Source organism: Pseudomonas sp. GW821-FHT05H12 (assembly GCF_059419385.1).
The window spans coordinates 151,096-167,291 of record NZ_JBWKRS010000006.1 but is presented as its reverse complement, the minus strand read 5'-3'; the positions used below and the strand labels follow the sequence as shown (position 1 = coordinate 167,291).

Genomic DNA, 16,196 nt, shown 5'->3' with positions numbered 1-16,196 from the left:
GCGGATCATGTGGAGAAAGGCCGGCATTTTACATGAACTGTAAAAATTGGCCTCAGTTGGCGACGGCTCGCTTGCGGATACGCCAGGCCATGACCAGCCACACCACCGTGACTCCGGCGAATTTGGACACCAATGCAGTGCCGGCCACCGCAGGCGTCAGCGCGCCGATCAGGCCGAAGAAGATAAAGGTGTCGAGGGGAATGCTCAGCGCCGAACTTATCCACAGGCGGTCGTGGAGCGGGCGCTTGGTGATGCTGAACACCAGCCAGTCAATGCACTCGGACACCGCGAAGGCCGTGGCGCTGGCCAAGGCAATGGCCGGGTCGGAGGTGACGTACGACAGCACCAGCGCCGCCAGCATCGCGACGATTGCGCCGTGGCCGAAGCGGGTTTGCACCATGTCGCGCAGGATGAAGACCAGGCCACCCCAGGCGGACCAGATGACGTCCAGGTGCGGGGCGGTGGAGAAGGCGAAGTTGATCAGCACGACGCTGCTGATGTAGGCGATCAGGAAGAGCATGGGAGTGTGGGCCTGTGGACAAGGGGCACAGGGTACTTCACATTTGGAAATATGTCGTCTGGACGGGCCCTATCGCAGGCAAGCCAGCTCCCACAGTTTGAATTGTGAATACCTTCAATGTGGGAGCTGGCTTGCCTGCGATAGCGATCTATCAGGCGCCCGATTTCCCAGGAATCATCCACACCAACCCACTGGCCTTCGCCCGCTCATGACACAACCCCAACACCACCCGGCGCTCGGCATTGTCCATGCGGCTCCAGCGCGTGATCTCATCCACCGTGCGCTGGCAGCCGGTGCAAATGTCGTCGTCATCCAAGGCGCAAATGCTCACGCACGGCGACGCGACGGGGCGTTCAATCGGGTTCATTCTTCCTGCTCAGCCAGGTCGCGCGCATAGCGCTGGGAGTTATGCACATAGTGCGCGGCACTCGCTTCCAGCATGCGTTTTTGCGCATCGGTCAGCTCACGCACCACTTTGCCCGGCGAGCCCATCACCAACGAACCGTCAGGGATTTCCTTGCCTTCGCCGATCAGCGAATTGGCGCCGATGATGCAGTGCTTGCCGATCTTGGCGCCGTTGAGGATCACCGCGTTGATGCCGATCAGGCTGTAGTCGTCGACGGTGCAACCGTGCAGCATCGCGTTATGGCCGATGGTCACGCCGGTGCCCAGGGTCAGCGGGTAGCCCATGTCGGTGTGCATCACGCTGCCATCCTGCACGTTGCTGTTTTTGCCGATCAGGATCAGTTCGTTATCGCCACGCAATACCGCGTTGAACCAGACGTTGGCTCCCTCCTCCAGCTTGACCTTGCCCACCAGCGTGGCATTGGGAGCCACCCAGCTCTGTGGATGAGTCTCGACGCGGGCGTCGCCCAGGCGGTATTTCATGGTTTTTCCTCACGGCTGGCCATTCAAGCGATGGCTTAGATATTGATGAAGCTCTTGGGCGGCTGGTGCAGGCTGATCTTGGCATCGTCATAGAGCAGGTTGATCAGCTCGACGATCATGATTGCCGTCAGGCCCCAGATCTTGTATTCGCCGAACCGATAGCTGGGCACGTACCAACTGCGGCCCTGGTAATCGATCCGGTGGGTATGTTCGCGCGGGTCCTGGCGGAAAAAATCCAATGGCACGCTGAAAACAGCCGCGATTTCTGCATCGTTGGCCAGATATTCGACATAATCGGGGATCACGCCCACATACGGCGTCACGCGGATACCGTGCAGGGAGATCAGCGGGCTCAAGGGGCCGATCACCTCGACCAGCCCGGGAGGCAGGCCGATTTCTTCTTCGGCTTCGCGCAGCGCGGTGAAGATCAGGTCCGGGTCTTCGGGGTCACGTCGCCCGCCCGGGAACGCCACTTCGCCACCATGGGTCGACAGGCCACTGGCGCGCAGGGTCAGGATCAGCTCAGGTTCGTCACTGCGGGTAATCGGCACCAGCACGGCGGCCTCGGGGAAACGCCCGTCAGTCTCCAGTGTATGGGGGGTGTGATTGCTTACCCGGCGAAGTAGCTCGTCCAGCATGAGTCATCTCGGTCTGTTGGCTACCTTGCATCATGCACCAAAGCGTGCGGGTGCCCAACCCCAAAACCTTGGCCGTGTCGCGAAACGACAACTTGCAGGGCCCTGCCCGCCAAGCCAAGATAGGCCCACTCTCCAGGAACCCCAGCATGAACTTCTGCAGCCAGTGCGGTAAACCGGTTACCCAGCGCATTCCCGAAGGCGACGGCCGCCTGCGCTACGTGTGTGATCACTGCTCGACCATCCACTACCAGAACCCCAATATCGTCGCCGGCACCGTACCGGTGTGGGGCGACAAAGTGCTGCTGTGCCGCCGCGCCATCGAACCGCGCCTGGGTTACTGGACCCTGCCCGCAGGCTTCATGGAAAACGGCGAGACCGTGGAACAGGCCGCCGCCCGCGAAACCCTGGAAGAAGCCTGCGCCCGCGTGCGCAACCTGAGCATCTACACCTTGATCGACGTACCGCACATCAGCCAGGTGCATATCTTCTACCGCGCCGAACTGGTCGACCTCGACTTTGCCGCAGGCCCCGAAAGCCTGGAAGTGAAGCTTTTTGACGAAGCCGACATCCCTTGGTCAGAGCTGGCTTTCCGCACGGTCGGGCGTACCTTAGAATACTTTTTCGCCGACCGTCGGCAGCAGGCGTACCCCGTGCGCAGCGAAGCCGTCCCCCCCATGGGCAAGCCCACCCAATAAAAACCCGGCACACAGGGATACCGTTTTAATGCGTTGGTTGCTTGCTCTTATCTGCTTGTCGTTCGCTACCCTGTCTTGCGCCTCCACGGTGGAAATCATCGGCGGCAAACCCGTCGAGAAAATCCTGGTGCTCAAGTCCGCCCGTCAGCTACAACTGATCAACGACGGCAAGCCCCTCAAGACCTATCGCATCTCCCTGGGCAAGAACCCCAAGGGCGCCAAGCTGATCGAAGGTGATCGCCGCACGCCAGAAGGCTTCTACTGGATCGACTGGCGCAAGACCAGCGACCGCTTCAACTTGGCCATGCACATCTCCTACCCCAATATCAGCGACGCCGCCCGCGCCCGCCGCGAAGGCGTGAAGCCGGGCAGCATGATCATGATCCATGGCACCCCCGACACCGAAGACTACCCGGAGCAGTGGTTCCACACCCTGGACTGGACCGACGGTTGCATCGGCATGCGCAACGTCGACATGCGCGAAGTCTGGAACCTGGTCAAGGACGGCACCATGATCGAGATTCGTCCGTAATCCTCGACCGTTCGTAAAATAATCCAAAAAAAATTCCTGCCGTGTGCAGCGCCTGCCGGTGAATACCAGTTCACCGCGCCGGGCTGCGCTGTTCTGCGCGCAATAAAGACCTCTCTAATACCACTTGATACCAGGCCCCATTACAGCGCCCTGAAACGGCTATTTGCACCGTTTTGGCTGCATTGACATGGTATTTAAGTGGTATTAATTTCCGGCCCATACCGGGCGACAACACTCCAATAACCGCATCGGAAACCTGAACGATGAACCCGATACTGGCCTTGCGCCCTGACGACAAACAATCCACGCCGCTGTACTTGCAATTGGCGCGCAAACTGGAAGCGGCGATCCACGCCGGCCAGTGGACGTCCGAGCAGGCGCTACCGTCGGAACGCGCGCTCAGCGAGCAATTGAGCATTTCCCGGGTCACCGCCCGCAAAGCACTGGAAGTGTTGTTCGACCAAGGCTTGATCCGTCGCAGCCAAGGCTCGGGCACCTTTATCACGCCACGCCTGGAACAACCGTTGTCGCGCCTGTCGGGCTTCAGCGAGATGTTGCGCCTCAAGGGTTTCGTGCCCAGTTCCCTGTGGCTGGAGCGTGACATCACCCCACCGACCCACGAAGAACTGATCCGCCTGTGCCTGTCCACCAGCGACAAAGTGGCCCGGCTCAAGCGCCTGCGCAAAGCCGACGACACGGTGATGGCGATTGAAATGACCGTGGTCCCCGCCTCGGTGCTGCCGCAACCCCAGGCCTTGGGCAGTTCGCTGTACGAATACTTTGAAAGCATCGGCAAGCCTATCGTCCGCGCCCTGCAGCATGTGCAGGCGATCAACGCCTCGGACGAGTTCGCGCGCCTGGTGGGCATCGCCCCCGGCACCGCGATGCTGCTGATGACGCGGGTCGGCTACACCGCCGACAACACGCCGATTGAAATCACCGACACCTACTGCCGCAACGACTACTACGACTTCGTCGCAGAGCTGCGCCGTCACGACTATTCCGCTGAACTGCGAATTTAGAGAACTGCCCATGTCCGAAGACAACATCCTCACGCCCAGCGGCTGGATTCGCGGCCGCCTGGTGCACGCGCACGGCAAGGTCATCGCCGTCGAAGGCACGCCTTGCGACCCGGCTGACAATGACCTGCCTTATTTGCTGCCCGGCTTCATCGACCTGCACGTACACGGCGGCGGTGGCGCCGACATCATGGAAGGCCGTGAAGCGTTCGAGACCATCACCCGCACCCACGTGCGCTTTGGTACCACCTCCCTGCTGGCCACCACCATGACCGCGCCGGTGGAGGAAATTTCCCGCGTGCTCGGCCAGCTCGGCACCTTCTGCGAACAGCGTCCTGCCGGCAGCGCCCGCGTACTCGGCGTGCACCTGGAAGGCCCTTACATCAACCCAGGCAAGCTCGGCGCCCAACCCAACTTCGCCCACACCGCGTTGATGGCAGAAGTAGAAGCCTACCTGCGCCTGGCGCCGATCCGCGTCATTACCATCGCGCCGGAAATCGCCGGCCATGGCGCCCTGATCCGCGCCCTCAGCGAACGCGGCGTGCGCATGCAGATCGGCCACACCCTTGGCAGCTATGAAGAAGGGGTCGCCGCGATGGCCGCCGGGGCCACCAGTTTCACCCATTTGTACAACGCCATGAGCCCGCTGCATCACCGCGAACCCGGCATCGTCGGCGCGGCGTTGGCCCATGCCAAATACGCGGAATTGATCCCCGACTTGCTGCACGTGCACCCCGGTGCGATGCGCGTGGCCTTGCGCTCGATTCCTTGTCTGTACTGCGTCACCGACTCCACCGCCGCCGCCGGCATGCCCGACGGTGAATACAAGTTGGGCAGCCACACCGTGACCAAATGCCTGGGCGGCGTACGCCTGGCCGACGGCACCCTGGCCGGCAGCACGCTGACCATGGACCAGGCGCTGCGCAACCTGGTGAAGATCGGCCTGCCCATCAGCGAAGCCTCACAACGCCTGTCGCAGTTTCCTGCGGACTACCTGGGCTTGGAAGAACGCGGCCGCCTGCAACCGGGCAGTTTTGCCGACTGCGTACGCCTGGACCGCTCCCTGACACTCACCGACGTAATGGTCGAAGGAGAAACCATTGACTTCAAAAATGCTTGAAGAGGCCCTGGCCTCCTGCGACGCCGTCGCCGCCCAACTGCAACGCCTGGACCCGTTGCTGGAAGAGGTCGCCGGCCGCCTGCGCCGCCAGCCGCCGCAAGTGGCGATGACCATCGCCCGTGGCAGCTCCGACCATGCTGCCAGCTATTTTGCCTACCTGACCATGCAGCATGTGGGTGTGCCGGTGGCGTCGTTGCCGATGTCGGTGGTGACCTTGCTGCAAGCGCCGTTGAAAGTCAGCGGCCAGGTGGCGTTCGGTTTTTCGCAATCGGGGCAAAGCCCGGACCTGGTCAACAGCCTGCGCCTGCTGCGCAAACGTGGCGCGCTGAGCATTTCTATGGTCAACGCCGAAGACTCGCCGCTGGAAGCCGCCTGCGAATTCCATGTGCCGCTGTGCGCCGGGCCGGAACAAAGCGTCGCGGCCACCAAGAGCTTTATTGCCACCCTCAGCGCCAGCGCGCAATTGATCGGCCACTGGAATCAGGAAGCCGAGTTGCTGCAAGCCTGCCACGCCCTGCCCGATGACCTGCGCGCCGCCGCCAAACAGGATTGGAGCAGTGCCATCGAAGCCTTGCGCGGTTGCCAGCAACTGATGGTGATCGGCCGTGGCGCCGGGTTTGCCATCGCCCAGGAAGCCGCGCTCAAGCTCAAGGAAACCTCGGCGATCCAGGCCGAAGCCTTCAGCAGCGCCGAAGTGCGTCATGGCCCCATGGCCTTGATCGACAAGAACTACCCGCTGCTGGTGTTCGCCCCACGCGGCGCCGAGCAGGCCGGCCTGTTGAGCCTGGCGGCCGACATGCGCCAACGCGGCGCCCGCGTCTTGCTGGCCGCACCCGACGACATCGCCGAACGCGACCTGACCTTGAGCCGCGCCGAACACCCGAGCCTGGACCCGATCCTGGCGATCCAGAGCTTCTACGTGATGGCCGCCGGTTTGGCGCACGCTCGGGGCATGGACCCGGACCAACCGCGCCACCTGAGCAAAGTCACCCGCACTCACTGAGTCGATTGCTGTGTTTTCCTGATGAGTACCGTGCCCATGTCCAACAACAATAATGCATTGACCCTCAGCGCCCCGTTAAGCGGGCCGCTGCTGACCCTGGGCAACGTTCCCGATGAAGTGTTCGCCAGTGGTGCCATGGGCGACGGCATTGCCATCGACCCGCTGAACGATTGCCTGCACGCGCCCTGCGACGGCGTGATCATCCACGTCGCACGTACCGGCCATGCGCTGACGATCCGCGCCGAGAACGGTGCCGAAGTGCTGATGCATGTGGGCATCGACACGGTTGAACTCAATGGCGAAGGCTTTGCCTTGCTGGTCAAGGACGGCGCCCGGGTGAGCAAGGGCCAGGCCCTGGTGCAGTTTGACCTGGACCGCATTGCGCGCCAGTGCAAGAGCCTGGTCAGCCTGATCATCCTGACCAATGGCGAACGGTTTGAGCTGCGGCCGGTGGCCGGGAACAGCGTCAAGGTCGGCGAGCCGTTGTTGCAGATCGTGACGCGTTCGACGGCGCAAGCCCAGACAACTGTGGATAACTCGGTCGCGGAAGCCAGCGCCCGTGTGCGCATCACTCACCGTGGCGGTTTGCATGCACGCCCGGCCGCCTTGGTGCGCAAGGCCGCCCAGGATTTCAGCAGCCAGGCGTGGTTGCACTACGGTGACAAATCCGCCTCGTGCGACAGCCTGATCGGCTTGATGGGCCTGGGGATTGGCGAAGGCGATGAGGTGCGCGTGACCTGCCGCGGCAAAGACGCCGACGCCGCCGTGCAGGCGTTGGTGGCCGCCTTGTCCGCCGCCATCCAGGAAGAACACCACGCCCCCGTCACCGCCGTTGCGCCGCGCAAGGCCAGTACCGAAGTTGGCGTGTTGCAAGGCGTATGCGCCGCACCGGGATTGGTCTGCGGGCCGCTGTTCCGCCTGACCGGCATTGAACTGCCAGCCGACGCCGGCAACCACGCCGCCGACGAACAACTGCAACGCCTGGACACCGCGCTGGAGCAAGTGCGCAGCGAGATCCGCAAGACCCTGGACCACGCTCGCCAGCGCAAGAACATCGAGGAAGAGGACATCTTCGCCGCCCACCTTGCCCTGCTGGAAGACCCTAACCTGCTGGAAGCCGCGACCGGTTCCATCGAACAAGGCAGCGCAGCGACGCACGCCTGGCGCGATGCCATCCAGGCGCAGTGCGCGGTATTGCTGGCCCTGGGCAAACCACTGTTTGCCGAGCGCGCCAACGACCTGCGCGACCTGCAACAACGGGTACTGCGCGTACTGCTCGGGGAAGCCTGGCATTTCGAGTTGCCAGCCGGCGCAATTGTCAGTGCCCATGAACTGACCCCGTCCGACCTGTTGCAACTGAGTGCGCAGCAGGCCGTCGGTATCTGCATGGCCGAAGGCGGCGCCACGTCTCACGTGGCTATTTTGGCCCGTGGCAAAGGCCTGCCGTGTGTGGTCGCGCTGGGCGCCGAAGTGCTTGACGTGCCCCAAGGCCAACGCGTGGTGCTCGACGCCGCCAACGGCCGTTTGGAACTGGCCCCTAGCGAGGCGCGTCACGCCGAGGTGCACCGGATTCGTGATGCACAGACACTGCGCCGCCAACAGCAACATGCCCAGGCCCAACAGCCGGCGCGCACCACCGATGGCGTGACCATCGAAATCGCTGCGAATGTCGCCTCCAGCGCCGAAGCCCGAGTGGCCTTTGAAAACGGCGCCGATGGCGTCGGCCTGCTGCGCACCGAATTCCTGTTTGTCGACCGCCGTACCGCGCCGGATGAACAAGAGCAGCGCCAGGCCTATCAAGCCGTGCTGGATGCGATGGGCGACAAGTCGGTGATCATCCGCACCATCGACGTGGGTGGCGACAAACAGCTTGATTACCTGCCGCTGCCCGTCGAGGCCAACCCGGTGCTCGGCTTGCGTGGCATTCGCATGGCCCAGGTGCGCCCCGAACTGCTCGACCAGCAACTGCGTGCGCTGCTGCAAGTCAGCCCGCTGGAGCGCTGCCGCATCCTGTTGCCGATGGTCAGTGAGGTGGATGAGTTGCTGCAGATCCGCCTGCGCCTGGATGAACTGTGCGCCGAGCTGGAACTGACCTTGCGCCCCGAACTGGGGGTGATGATCGAAGTGCCTGCCGCCGCGCTGATGGCTGAACAGTTGGCCAAGCATGCGGACTTCCTGTCCATCGGCACCAATGACCTGTCCCAGTACACCCTGGCCATGGACCGCGACCACGCCGGCCTCGCCGCGCGGGTCGACGCCCTGCACCCGGCACTGCTGCGACTGATCGCCCAGACCTGCGCCGGCGCTGCGAAACACGGGCGTTGGGTCGGCGTGTGTGGAGCCCTCGCCTCCGACCCGTTGGCCACGCCGGTACTGGTGGGCCTGGGCGTCAGCGAGCTGTCGGTGAGCCCGCCACAGATCGGAGAAATCAAGGACCGCATCCGCCACTTGGACGCGGCGCAATGCCGGCAACTGAGCCAAGGCCTGCTCGACCTGAGCAGCGCCAAGGCCGTTCGCCAAGCCTGTCAACACCACTGGCCGCTGAGCTGACAACAACAAGAAAAGGGAGACTCGCCATGTACCAACATTTCATCGAAGGCCTGCAACGCCTGGGCCGTGCACTGATGCTGCCGATCGCGATCCTGCCGATCGCCGGCCTCCTGCTGCGCCTGGGCGACACTGATCTGCTGAACATCGCGGTGATGCACGACGCGGGGCAAGCAATCTTCGCCAACCTGGCGCTGATCTTCGCCATCGGCATTGCCGTGGGTTTTGCCCGCGACAATAACGGCACCGCAGGCCTGGCCGGGGCGATTGGTTACCTGGTGATGGTCTCCACCCTCAAGGTGATGGACAGCACCATCAACATGGGCATGCTCGCCGGTATCGCCAGCGGCCTGATGGCGGGCGGGCTGTACAACCGCTTCAAGGACATCAAGCTGCCGGAGTACCTGGCCTTCTTCGGCGGGCGGCGGTTTGTGCCGATTGTCACCGGTTTCTCGGCGGTCGCCTTGGGTGTGATCTTCGGCCTGATCTGGCCGCCGATCCAGCACGGCATCAACAGCTTCGGCGTGCTGCTGATGGAAAGCGGCAGCTTTGGCGCCTTTGTGTTTGGCGTGTTCAACCGCCTGCTGATCGTCACCGGGCTGCACCACATCCTCAACAACATGGCCTGGTTTGTGTTCGGCAGCTTCACCGACCCGGTGACTGGCGCGGTGTTGACAGGTGACCTGACCCGCTACTTCGCTGGCGACCCGAAAGGCGGCCAGTTCATGACCGGCATGTTCCCGGTGATGCTGTTCGGCCTGCCGGCCGCGTGTTTGGCGATGTATCGCAATGCGCTGCCGGAGCGCCGTAAAGTGATGGGCGGGATTTTCCTGTCGATGGCGTTGACCTCGTTTTTGACCGGGGTGACCGAGCCGATTGAATTCGCGTTCATGTTCCTCGCGCCGTTTTTGTACCTGATCCACGCGGTGCTGACCGGCCTGTCGATGGCCGTCACCAACATGCTGAACATTCACCTGGGCTTTACCTTCTCCGGTGGGTTTATCGACATGGTGCTGGGCTGGGGCAAGTCCACCAATGGCTGGCTGGTGTTCCCGGTGGGCCTGGCGTACGCGGTGGTCTACTACAGCGTGTTCAACTACTGCATTCGCCGCTTCAACCTGAAGACGCCGGGGCGGGAAGATCTCCAGGTGGTGCAGGCTGAGGCCATGAGTGATAACCAGCGCGCCACGGCCTACATCCAGGCCCTGGGTGGCGCAGAGAATCTACTGAGCGTCGGTGCCTGCACCACACGCCTGCGCTTGGACATGGTGGACCGCAACAAAGCAGTGGATGCCGAGTTGAAAGCACTGGGCGCCATGGCCGTGGTTCGGCCGGGGAATGGCGGGAGTTTGCAGGTGGTGGTGGGGCCGATGGCCGATAGCATTGCTGATGAGATTCGCTTGGCCATGCCGTCGTTTGTTGCCAGTGCGCCTGTCGCCGTTGCGCCTGTGGATAAGCCGGTTGCAGTGAATGTGCAGGAAGCCGAGAAATGGCTGAGCGCCTTGGGTGGCCGGGGAAATGTGCGGCAACTGGAAGCCGTGGCGATGACTCGGTTGCGGGTGGAGTTGGGGGATGATTCGGTGTTGTCGGAAGCGGACCTGACTGCGCTGGGTTGCCAAGGTGTGAGTCAACTGGATAGCGGTGTTTGGCACTTGTTGATTGGTGACAAGGCATCCGGGTTGGGTGAGGCTATGGAGCGGTTGGTCAGCGGCCGTGAGGTCGGGGCCAGGGTTTAAATCATCCCTGTCTGAGCTGCTCCCATCGCAGGCAAGCCAGCTCCCACTTTTGACCTGTGAATACATTCAAAATGTGGGAGCTGGCTTGCCTGCGATTGGCCTTAACTGACTGGTCGCCTGTCATCTGGGACATGGTTTCAGAGGTACTTGATTAAGGTCATACGTTTTCGTGGATCATCGTAAAACTCCATGCGGAAAAGGCTCCTGGTGAGAATTTCAGGCTTGCAGTCCCGGTCACCACATAGATGGCGACCCGGGAAGACTAGTGACGCCAGTTCCGAGGGACAACCTGAAAGGCTTGTCGGAAATCTCCGAGACTTGGAGATATCGCAGACAACAAAAACCCGGCCTAAGCCGGGCGCTTTAATCGCACTTATTCAACCCGAGCAAACCGCTCAATCACAGGCTGCTCTCGATGCTCTGCCTGCCAAAGGTCATAGCTGCTCTGCATGGAGAGCCACATCCGGGCCTTGCTGATGCCAGCACGCTCAAGCCGTACAGCCAGATCAGGGCTGACCGGCGCATGCCCGTGGAGAATTCTTGAAAACGTCTCCCTGGCAAAACCCAAACGCCGCGCCACTTCAGTGATCGTCATTCCCAGCCCGGGAATAACATCCTCAAGCAGTATTTCCCCTGGGTGAGGAGGATTGTGCATATCCATAAACAGACCCCTTCTCAGTGGTAATCCAGATAGTCGACCAGCTCGACTTGATCGTCATACATGCGAAAAATGATGCGCCAGTTACCACTGATGCTCACTGACCAGTAGTCAACCAGGTCTCCCTTCAAGCGATGGAAGTGCCAACCTGGCAGCTCTAGATCGCTCCAATGACTCGCGCTGTTTAAAATCAGCAGAACACGGCGCAGGCGATTTGCATGGTTGGCCCAAATCCCTTTTGTAGAGCCAGTCTCATAAAAAACACGAAGGCCTTTATGCTTCCAGCTAATAATCATGGCGCGATTGTGATGCGATACATCACGCCCTGCAACAGCCGCATATCGGTTCTGGATGTCAGATTCATATCATTCCATCGCCGAGAGAATTCGAAGCGGGAAGGCTAGGAAGGCAGGTTCCGAGGGACAACCTGAATGGTTTGTCGGAAAGGTCCGAAGCGCCTGTATGGATGCCATCGCCGGCAAGCCGGCTCCTACAGTTGATCGCGTCCCTCTGTAGGAGCCGGCTTGCCGGCGATGAGGCACTGACAGGCAACAAAAAACCCGCTGACCAAACGGGCCCAGCGGGTTTCTTGTTTTTGCAGCGTGCGAATCAGAAATCCGCCAACTGCCACACCTCATACGCCGGTGTCTCGTACGGGTGGCTCAGTTTGAGCGCAGCCACGACAGCCACGATCAATTCATCCGCCACCACCAGCTCAACCTTCCATTCCTCAACCACTTCAACCTGGCCAATCTGCCCGAGAAACGGCTGGCTGCCGTCCAACGCGCGGAATTGGCCTTGACCCAGCACTTGCCAGGCGCAGCTGTCGTAGTTGCCGATACGCCCGCCGCCGGCTGCGAAGACGGCGGTTTTCACCGTCTCCACGTGGCTTGCGGGCACAAAGAAGGCGAGCTTGTACACCGTCTTAGTTCACCCACACGCGAGCGTTACGGAACATGCGCATCCACGCGCCGTCTTCGTTCCACTCTTCCGGGCGCCACGAGTTCTGCACGGCGCGGAACACGCGCTCCGGGTGCGGCATCATGATGGTCACGCGGCCGTCGCGGCTGGTAAGGCCAGTGATCCCGCGCGGCGAGCCGTTCGGGTTGGCCGGGTAGGTCTCGGTGACTTTGCCGTGGTTGTCGACAAAACGCATGGCCACGCAACCGGACAGGTCGGCTTCCAGCAACGCTTCTTCGCTGGCGAACTCGGCATGGCCTTCACCGTGGGCGATGGCGATTGGCATGCGCGAACCGGCCATGCCTTGCAGGAAGATCGAGTTGGACTCCTGCACCTGCACCATGGCGACACGGGCCTCGAACTGCTCGGAACGGTTGCGCACAAAGTGCGGCCAGAACTCGCTGCCCGGGATCAGTTCGCTGAGGTTGGACATCATCTGGCAACCGTTGCACACACCCAGGGTGAAGCTGTCGTTGCGCTCGAAGAACCCTTGGAACGCGTCGCGGGCACGGCTGTTGAACAAGGCCGATTTGGCCCAGCCTTCACCGGCACCCAGCACGTCGCCGTAGGAGAAACCACCGCAGGCCACCAGGCCTTTGAATTCGTTGAGGTCAACGCGACCGGCGAGGATGTCGCTCATGTGCACGTCGATCGCATTGAAACCGGCGCGGTCGAACGCGGCCGCCATTTCCACCTGGCCGTTGACGCCCTGCTCACGCAGCACGGCAACTTGTGGGCGGATGCCTTTCTTGATGTAAGGCGCGGCAATGTCCTGGTTGACGTCGAAGCTGAGCTTGGTGCTCAGGCCCGGGTTGTCTTCTTCCAGGATTACGTCGAATTCCTGCTCGGCGCAGTCGGCGTTATCACGCAGGCGTTGGATCTGGTAGCTGGTTTCAGCCCACTGGCGTTGCAGCAGGCGGCGCTGACCTTCGAACACGGTGTCGCCGTTGAAGACGATGTCGATCTGGCCGTTGTTGATCGGCTGGCCGATCACCGCCACGCAGTCGCCCAGGCCAGCGGCGCTGAATTGTGCGAGTACGTCTGGCGTTGCGTCCTGGCGAACCTGGATCACCGCGCCCAACTCTTCGTTGAACAGGATGCCGTTGATTTCGGACGCATCCTCGGCAACGCTGTCGAGCACGATGTTCAGGCCGCAGTGACCGGCGAAGGCCATTTCCACGACGCTGGTCAGCAAGCCACCATCGGAACGGTCGTGGTAAGCCAGCAGGTGGCCGTCGGCGTTGAGGCCCTGGATCACGGCGAAGAAGGCTTTGAGGTCTTCGGCGTCATCGACGTCCGGTGCCTGCTTGCCCAACTTGCCATGGGTCTGCGCCAGGATCGAGGCGCCCATGCGGTTCTGGCCACGGCCCAGGTCAATCAGGATCAGGTCGGTGGTGCCCTTGTCCATGCGCAGTTGCGGGGTCAGGGTCTGACGGATGTCGGTGACCGGCGCAAAACCGGTGACGATCAGCGACAGCGGCGAAGTGACGCTCTTGTCCGAACCGTCTTCGTTCCAGCGCGTGGCCATGGACATGGAGTCCTTGCCCACCGGAATGGTCAGGCCCAGCTCAGGGCACAGCTCCATGCCGACCGCTTTAACGGTGTCGTACAGGCGGGCGTCTTCACCCGGATGGCCAGCAGCGGACATCCAGTTGGCCGACAACTTGATGTCGGACAGCTTGCCGATGCGAGACGCCGCGATGTTGGTGAGGGTTTCACCAATGGCCATGCGGCCCGACGCCGGGGCGTCCAGCAAGGCCAGCGGGGTACGCTCGCCCATGGCCATGGCTTCACCCGTATAGACGTCGAAGCTGGTGGCGGTGACGGCAACGTCGGCCACCGGCACTTGCCATGGGCCCACCATTTGGTCACGGGCCACCAGGCCAGTGATGGTGCGGTCGCCGATGGTGATCAGGAAGCTTTTGCTCGCCACGGCCGGGTGGTGCAGCACGCGTTCGATGCTGTCGGCCAGTTCCAGTGTGCTTGGGTCGAAGTCGTCGCCCAGCTCGGTTTCACGTACCGCCGAACGGTGCATGCGCGGGGCTTTGCCCAGCAGCACTTCGAGCGGCATGTCCACCGGGCTGTTGCCGAAGTGGCTGTCGGTCACGGTCAGTTGCGGCTCGGCAGTGGCTTCGCCGACCACGGCAAACGGGCAGCGCTCGCGTTCGCAGATGGCCTGGAAGCGCGCGAAGTCCTCTGGGCCGACGGCCAGTACGTAGCGTTCCTGGGATTCGTTGCTCCAGATTTCGTGCGGGGCCATGCCCGGCTCGTCGTTTGGAATGTTGCGCAGTTCGAAACGGCCACCACGGTCGCCGTCGTTGACCAGTTCCGGGAAGGCGTTGGACAGACCGCCCGCGCCGACGTCGTGGATGAAGCTGATCGGGTTCTTGTCACCCAACTGCCAGCAACGGTCGATGACTTCCTGGCAGCGACGTTCCATCTCCGGGTTTTCGCGCTGTACGGAAGCGAAGTCCAGGTCTGCCGAGCTGGTGCCGGTGGCCATGGAGGAAGCCGCGCCGCCGCCCAGGCCGATCAACATCGCCGGGCCGCCGAGCACGATCAGCTTGGAGCCGACCAGGATCTCGCCTTTCTTGACGTGTTCTTCACGGATGTTGCCCATGCCGCCAGCCAGCATGATCGGCTTGTGGTAGCCGCGTACTTCATCGCCACGGGGGGTGGTGATGGACTGCTCGAAGGTACGGAAGTAGCCCGTCAGCGCAGGACGGCCGAATTCGTTGTTGAATGCAGCGCCGCCCAGCGGGCCTTCAATCATGATGTCCAGTGCAGTAACGATGCGCTCAGGCTTGCCGTACGGCACTTCCCATGGCTGTTCAAAGCCCGGGATCTGCAGGTTGGACACGGTGAAACCGGTGAGGCCCGCCTTTGGCTTGGCGCCACGGCCGGTGGCACCTTCGTCACGGATTTCGCCGCCCGAACCGGTGGCGGCGCCCGGGAACGGGGCAATCGCGGTCGGGTGGTTGTGGGTCTCAACCTTCATCAGGATGTGCACCGGCTCCTGCACCGCGCCGTACTGGCGGGTTTCCGGGTCCGGGAAGAAACGGCCGGCGACGGAGCCGACGATCACCGAGGCGTTGTCCTTATAAGCCGACAGAACACCTTCGCTGTGCATCACGTAGGTGTTCTTGATCATGCCGAACAGGCTTTTTTCCTGGCTTTCGCCGTCGATATCCCAACTGGCGTTGAAGATCTTGTGACGGCAGTGCTCGGAGTTGGCCTGGGCGAACATCATCAGTTCGATGTCGTGCGGGTTGCGCTTCAAGCCATTGAAGGCGTTGACCAGGTAGTCGATCTCGTCTTCGGCCAGGGCCAGGCCGAGTTCGGTGTTGGCCTTCTCGAGGGCGGCGCGGCCACCGCCGAGCACATCAATCGCGGTCAGCGGTTTAGGCTCGGCGTGGCTGAACAGGCCGGCAGCCTGTTCCAGCTGGCTGACGATGATCTGGGTCATGCGGTCGTGCAGGCTGCTGGCGATCAGCTCGGCTTCGGCGTCGCTGAACTGGCCGGCGACGTAGAAGGCGATACCCCGCTCCAGGCGCTGGATTTTTTCCAGGCCGCAGTTGCGGGCGATGTCGCTGGCCTTGCTCGACCAGGGCGAGATGGTGCCGAACCGTGGCAGAACCAGGAACAAGCGGCCAGTCGGCTCTTGAACGGGAACGCTTGGGCCGTACTTCAGAAGGCGTGCCAGCACTTGCTGTTCGTCGGCGGTCAATACGCCGGTAACGTCGGCGAAGTGAGCAAATTCAGCGTACAGGCCAGTAACAGCTGGAACCTTCTGGCTCAGTTGCTCAAGGAGTTTGCTGTGGCGAAAGGCAGAAAGGGCAGGAGCGCCGCGCAGGATCAACATCTTCGGGACAGCCTCGGG

Annotated in this window: 15 protein-coding genes; 7 read left to right on the top strand and 8 right to left on the bottom strand. The window is 62.2% G+C overall.

What is annotated here, in order from left to right:
• Window positions 1-52 precede the first annotated feature (52 nt).
• The 4 genes from AC07SU_RS07685 to AC07SU_RS07670 all read right to left on the bottom strand — a co-directional run bounded on the left by AC07SU_RS07685 (window position 53) and on the right by AC07SU_RS07670 (window position 2,046).
• Entirely contained in the window at window positions 53-520 is a 468-nt protein-coding gene (locus AC07SU_RS07685; protein WP_494996660.1) for a preQ0 transporter, read from the bottom strand.
• 151 nt (window positions 521-671) lie between these two features.
• Entirely contained in the window at window positions 672-887 is a 216-nt protein-coding gene (locus tag AC07SU_RS07680; RefSeq protein WP_178921668.1) for a DUF1289 domain-containing protein, read from the bottom strand.
• On the bottom strand, window positions 884-1,408 hold the full coding sequence (locus tag AC07SU_RS07675; RefSeq protein WP_259174681.1) for a gamma carbonic anhydrase family protein: 525 nt from the start codon (window positions 1,406-1,408) through the stop codon (window positions 884-886). The genes AC07SU_RS07680 and AC07SU_RS07675 overlap by 4 nt, the downstream gene beginning before the upstream one ends.
• A gap of 35 nt (window positions 1,409-1,443) precedes the next feature.
• Window positions 1,444-2,046 carry a CoA pyrophosphatase gene (locus AC07SU_RS07670; protein ID WP_016971944.1) on the bottom strand — a complete coding sequence of 201 codons (603 nt, stop codon included), beginning with the start codon at window positions 2,044-2,046 and terminating at the stop codon, window positions 1,444-1,446.
• Between the two features lie 146 nt (window positions 2,047-2,192).
• Between AC07SU_RS07670 and AC07SU_RS07665 the strand changes: the two genes are divergently transcribed.
• From AC07SU_RS07665 to nagE, 7 genes are all read left to right on the top strand, one after another.
• Window positions 2,193-2,741, top strand: coding sequence for an NUDIX hydrolase (locus tag AC07SU_RS07665; protein WP_176994392.1), 549 nt, complete (start codon window positions 2,193-2,195; stop codon window positions 2,739-2,741).
• A 28-nt stretch (window positions 2,742-2,769) separates the two neighbouring features.
• The gene (locus AC07SU_RS07660; RefSeq protein WP_494996659.1) at window positions 2,770-3,273 is read left to right on the top strand and encodes a L,D-transpeptidase family protein; all 504 of its coding nucleotides are present in this window, start codon (window positions 2,770-2,772) and stop codon (window positions 3,271-3,273) included.
• Between the two features lie 263 nt (window positions 3,274-3,536).
• The gene (locus AC07SU_RS07655) at window positions 3,537-4,295 is read left to right on the top strand and encodes a GntR family transcriptional regulator (RefSeq protein WP_176994394.1); all 759 of its coding nucleotides are present in this window, start codon (window positions 3,537-3,539) and stop codon (window positions 4,293-4,295) included.
• Between the two features lie 10 nt (window positions 4,296-4,305).
• On the top strand, window positions 4,306-5,412 hold the full coding sequence (gene nagA / locus AC07SU_RS07650) for an N-acetylglucosamine-6-phosphate deacetylase (RefSeq protein ID WP_494996658.1): 1,107 nt from the start codon (window positions 4,306-4,308) through the stop codon (window positions 5,410-5,412).
• Window positions 5,393-6,415 (top strand): SIS domain-containing protein, encoded by a 1,023-nt coding sequence (locus AC07SU_RS07645; protein WP_494996657.1) that lies wholly within the window; start codon window positions 5,393-5,395, stop codon window positions 6,413-6,415. The genes nagA and AC07SU_RS07645 overlap by 20 nt, the downstream gene beginning before the upstream one ends.
• 36 nt (window positions 6,416-6,451) lie before the next feature.
• On the top strand, window positions 6,452-8,965 hold the full coding sequence (gene ptsP, locus AC07SU_RS07640; protein ID WP_494996656.1) for a phosphoenolpyruvate--protein phosphotransferase: 2,514 nt from the start codon (window positions 6,452-6,454) through the stop codon (window positions 8,963-8,965).
• A gap of 26 nt (window positions 8,966-8,991) precedes the next feature.
• Window positions 8,992-10,698 (top strand): N-acetylglucosamine-specific PTS transporter subunit IIBC, encoded by a 1,707-nt coding sequence (gene nagE, locus AC07SU_RS07635; protein WP_494996655.1) that lies wholly within the window; start codon window positions 8,992-8,994, stop codon window positions 10,696-10,698.
• A gap of 373 nt (window positions 10,699-11,071) precedes the next feature.
• Here the strand turns inward: nagE and AC07SU_RS07630 are convergent, their stop codons facing one another.
• From AC07SU_RS07630 to purL, 4 genes are all read right to left on the bottom strand, one after another.
• Entirely contained in the window at window positions 11,072-11,359 is a 288-nt protein-coding gene (locus tag AC07SU_RS07630; protein WP_494996654.1) for a HigA family addiction module antitoxin, read from the bottom strand.
• 14 nt (window positions 11,360-11,373) lie between these two features.
• A complete protein-coding gene (locus AC07SU_RS07625) occupies window positions 11,374-11,652 on the bottom strand; it encodes a type II toxin-antitoxin system RelE/ParE family toxin (protein WP_494996653.1) in 279 nt (92 codons plus the stop codon).
• A gap of 313 nt (window positions 11,653-11,965) precedes the next feature.
• Complete coding sequence (locus AC07SU_RS07620; protein ID WP_494996652.1) at window positions 11,966-12,277, bottom strand: NGG1p interacting factor NIF3; 312 nt, start codon at window positions 12,275-12,277, stop codon at window positions 11,966-11,968.
• Window positions 12,278-12,281: 4 nt separating this feature from the next.
• Window positions 12,282-16,178, bottom strand: coding sequence for a phosphoribosylformylglycinamidine synthase (gene purL, locus AC07SU_RS07615; protein ID WP_494996651.1), 3,897 nt, complete (start codon window positions 16,176-16,178; stop codon window positions 12,282-12,284).
• Between the last annotated feature and the right edge of the window lie 18 nt (window positions 16,179-16,196).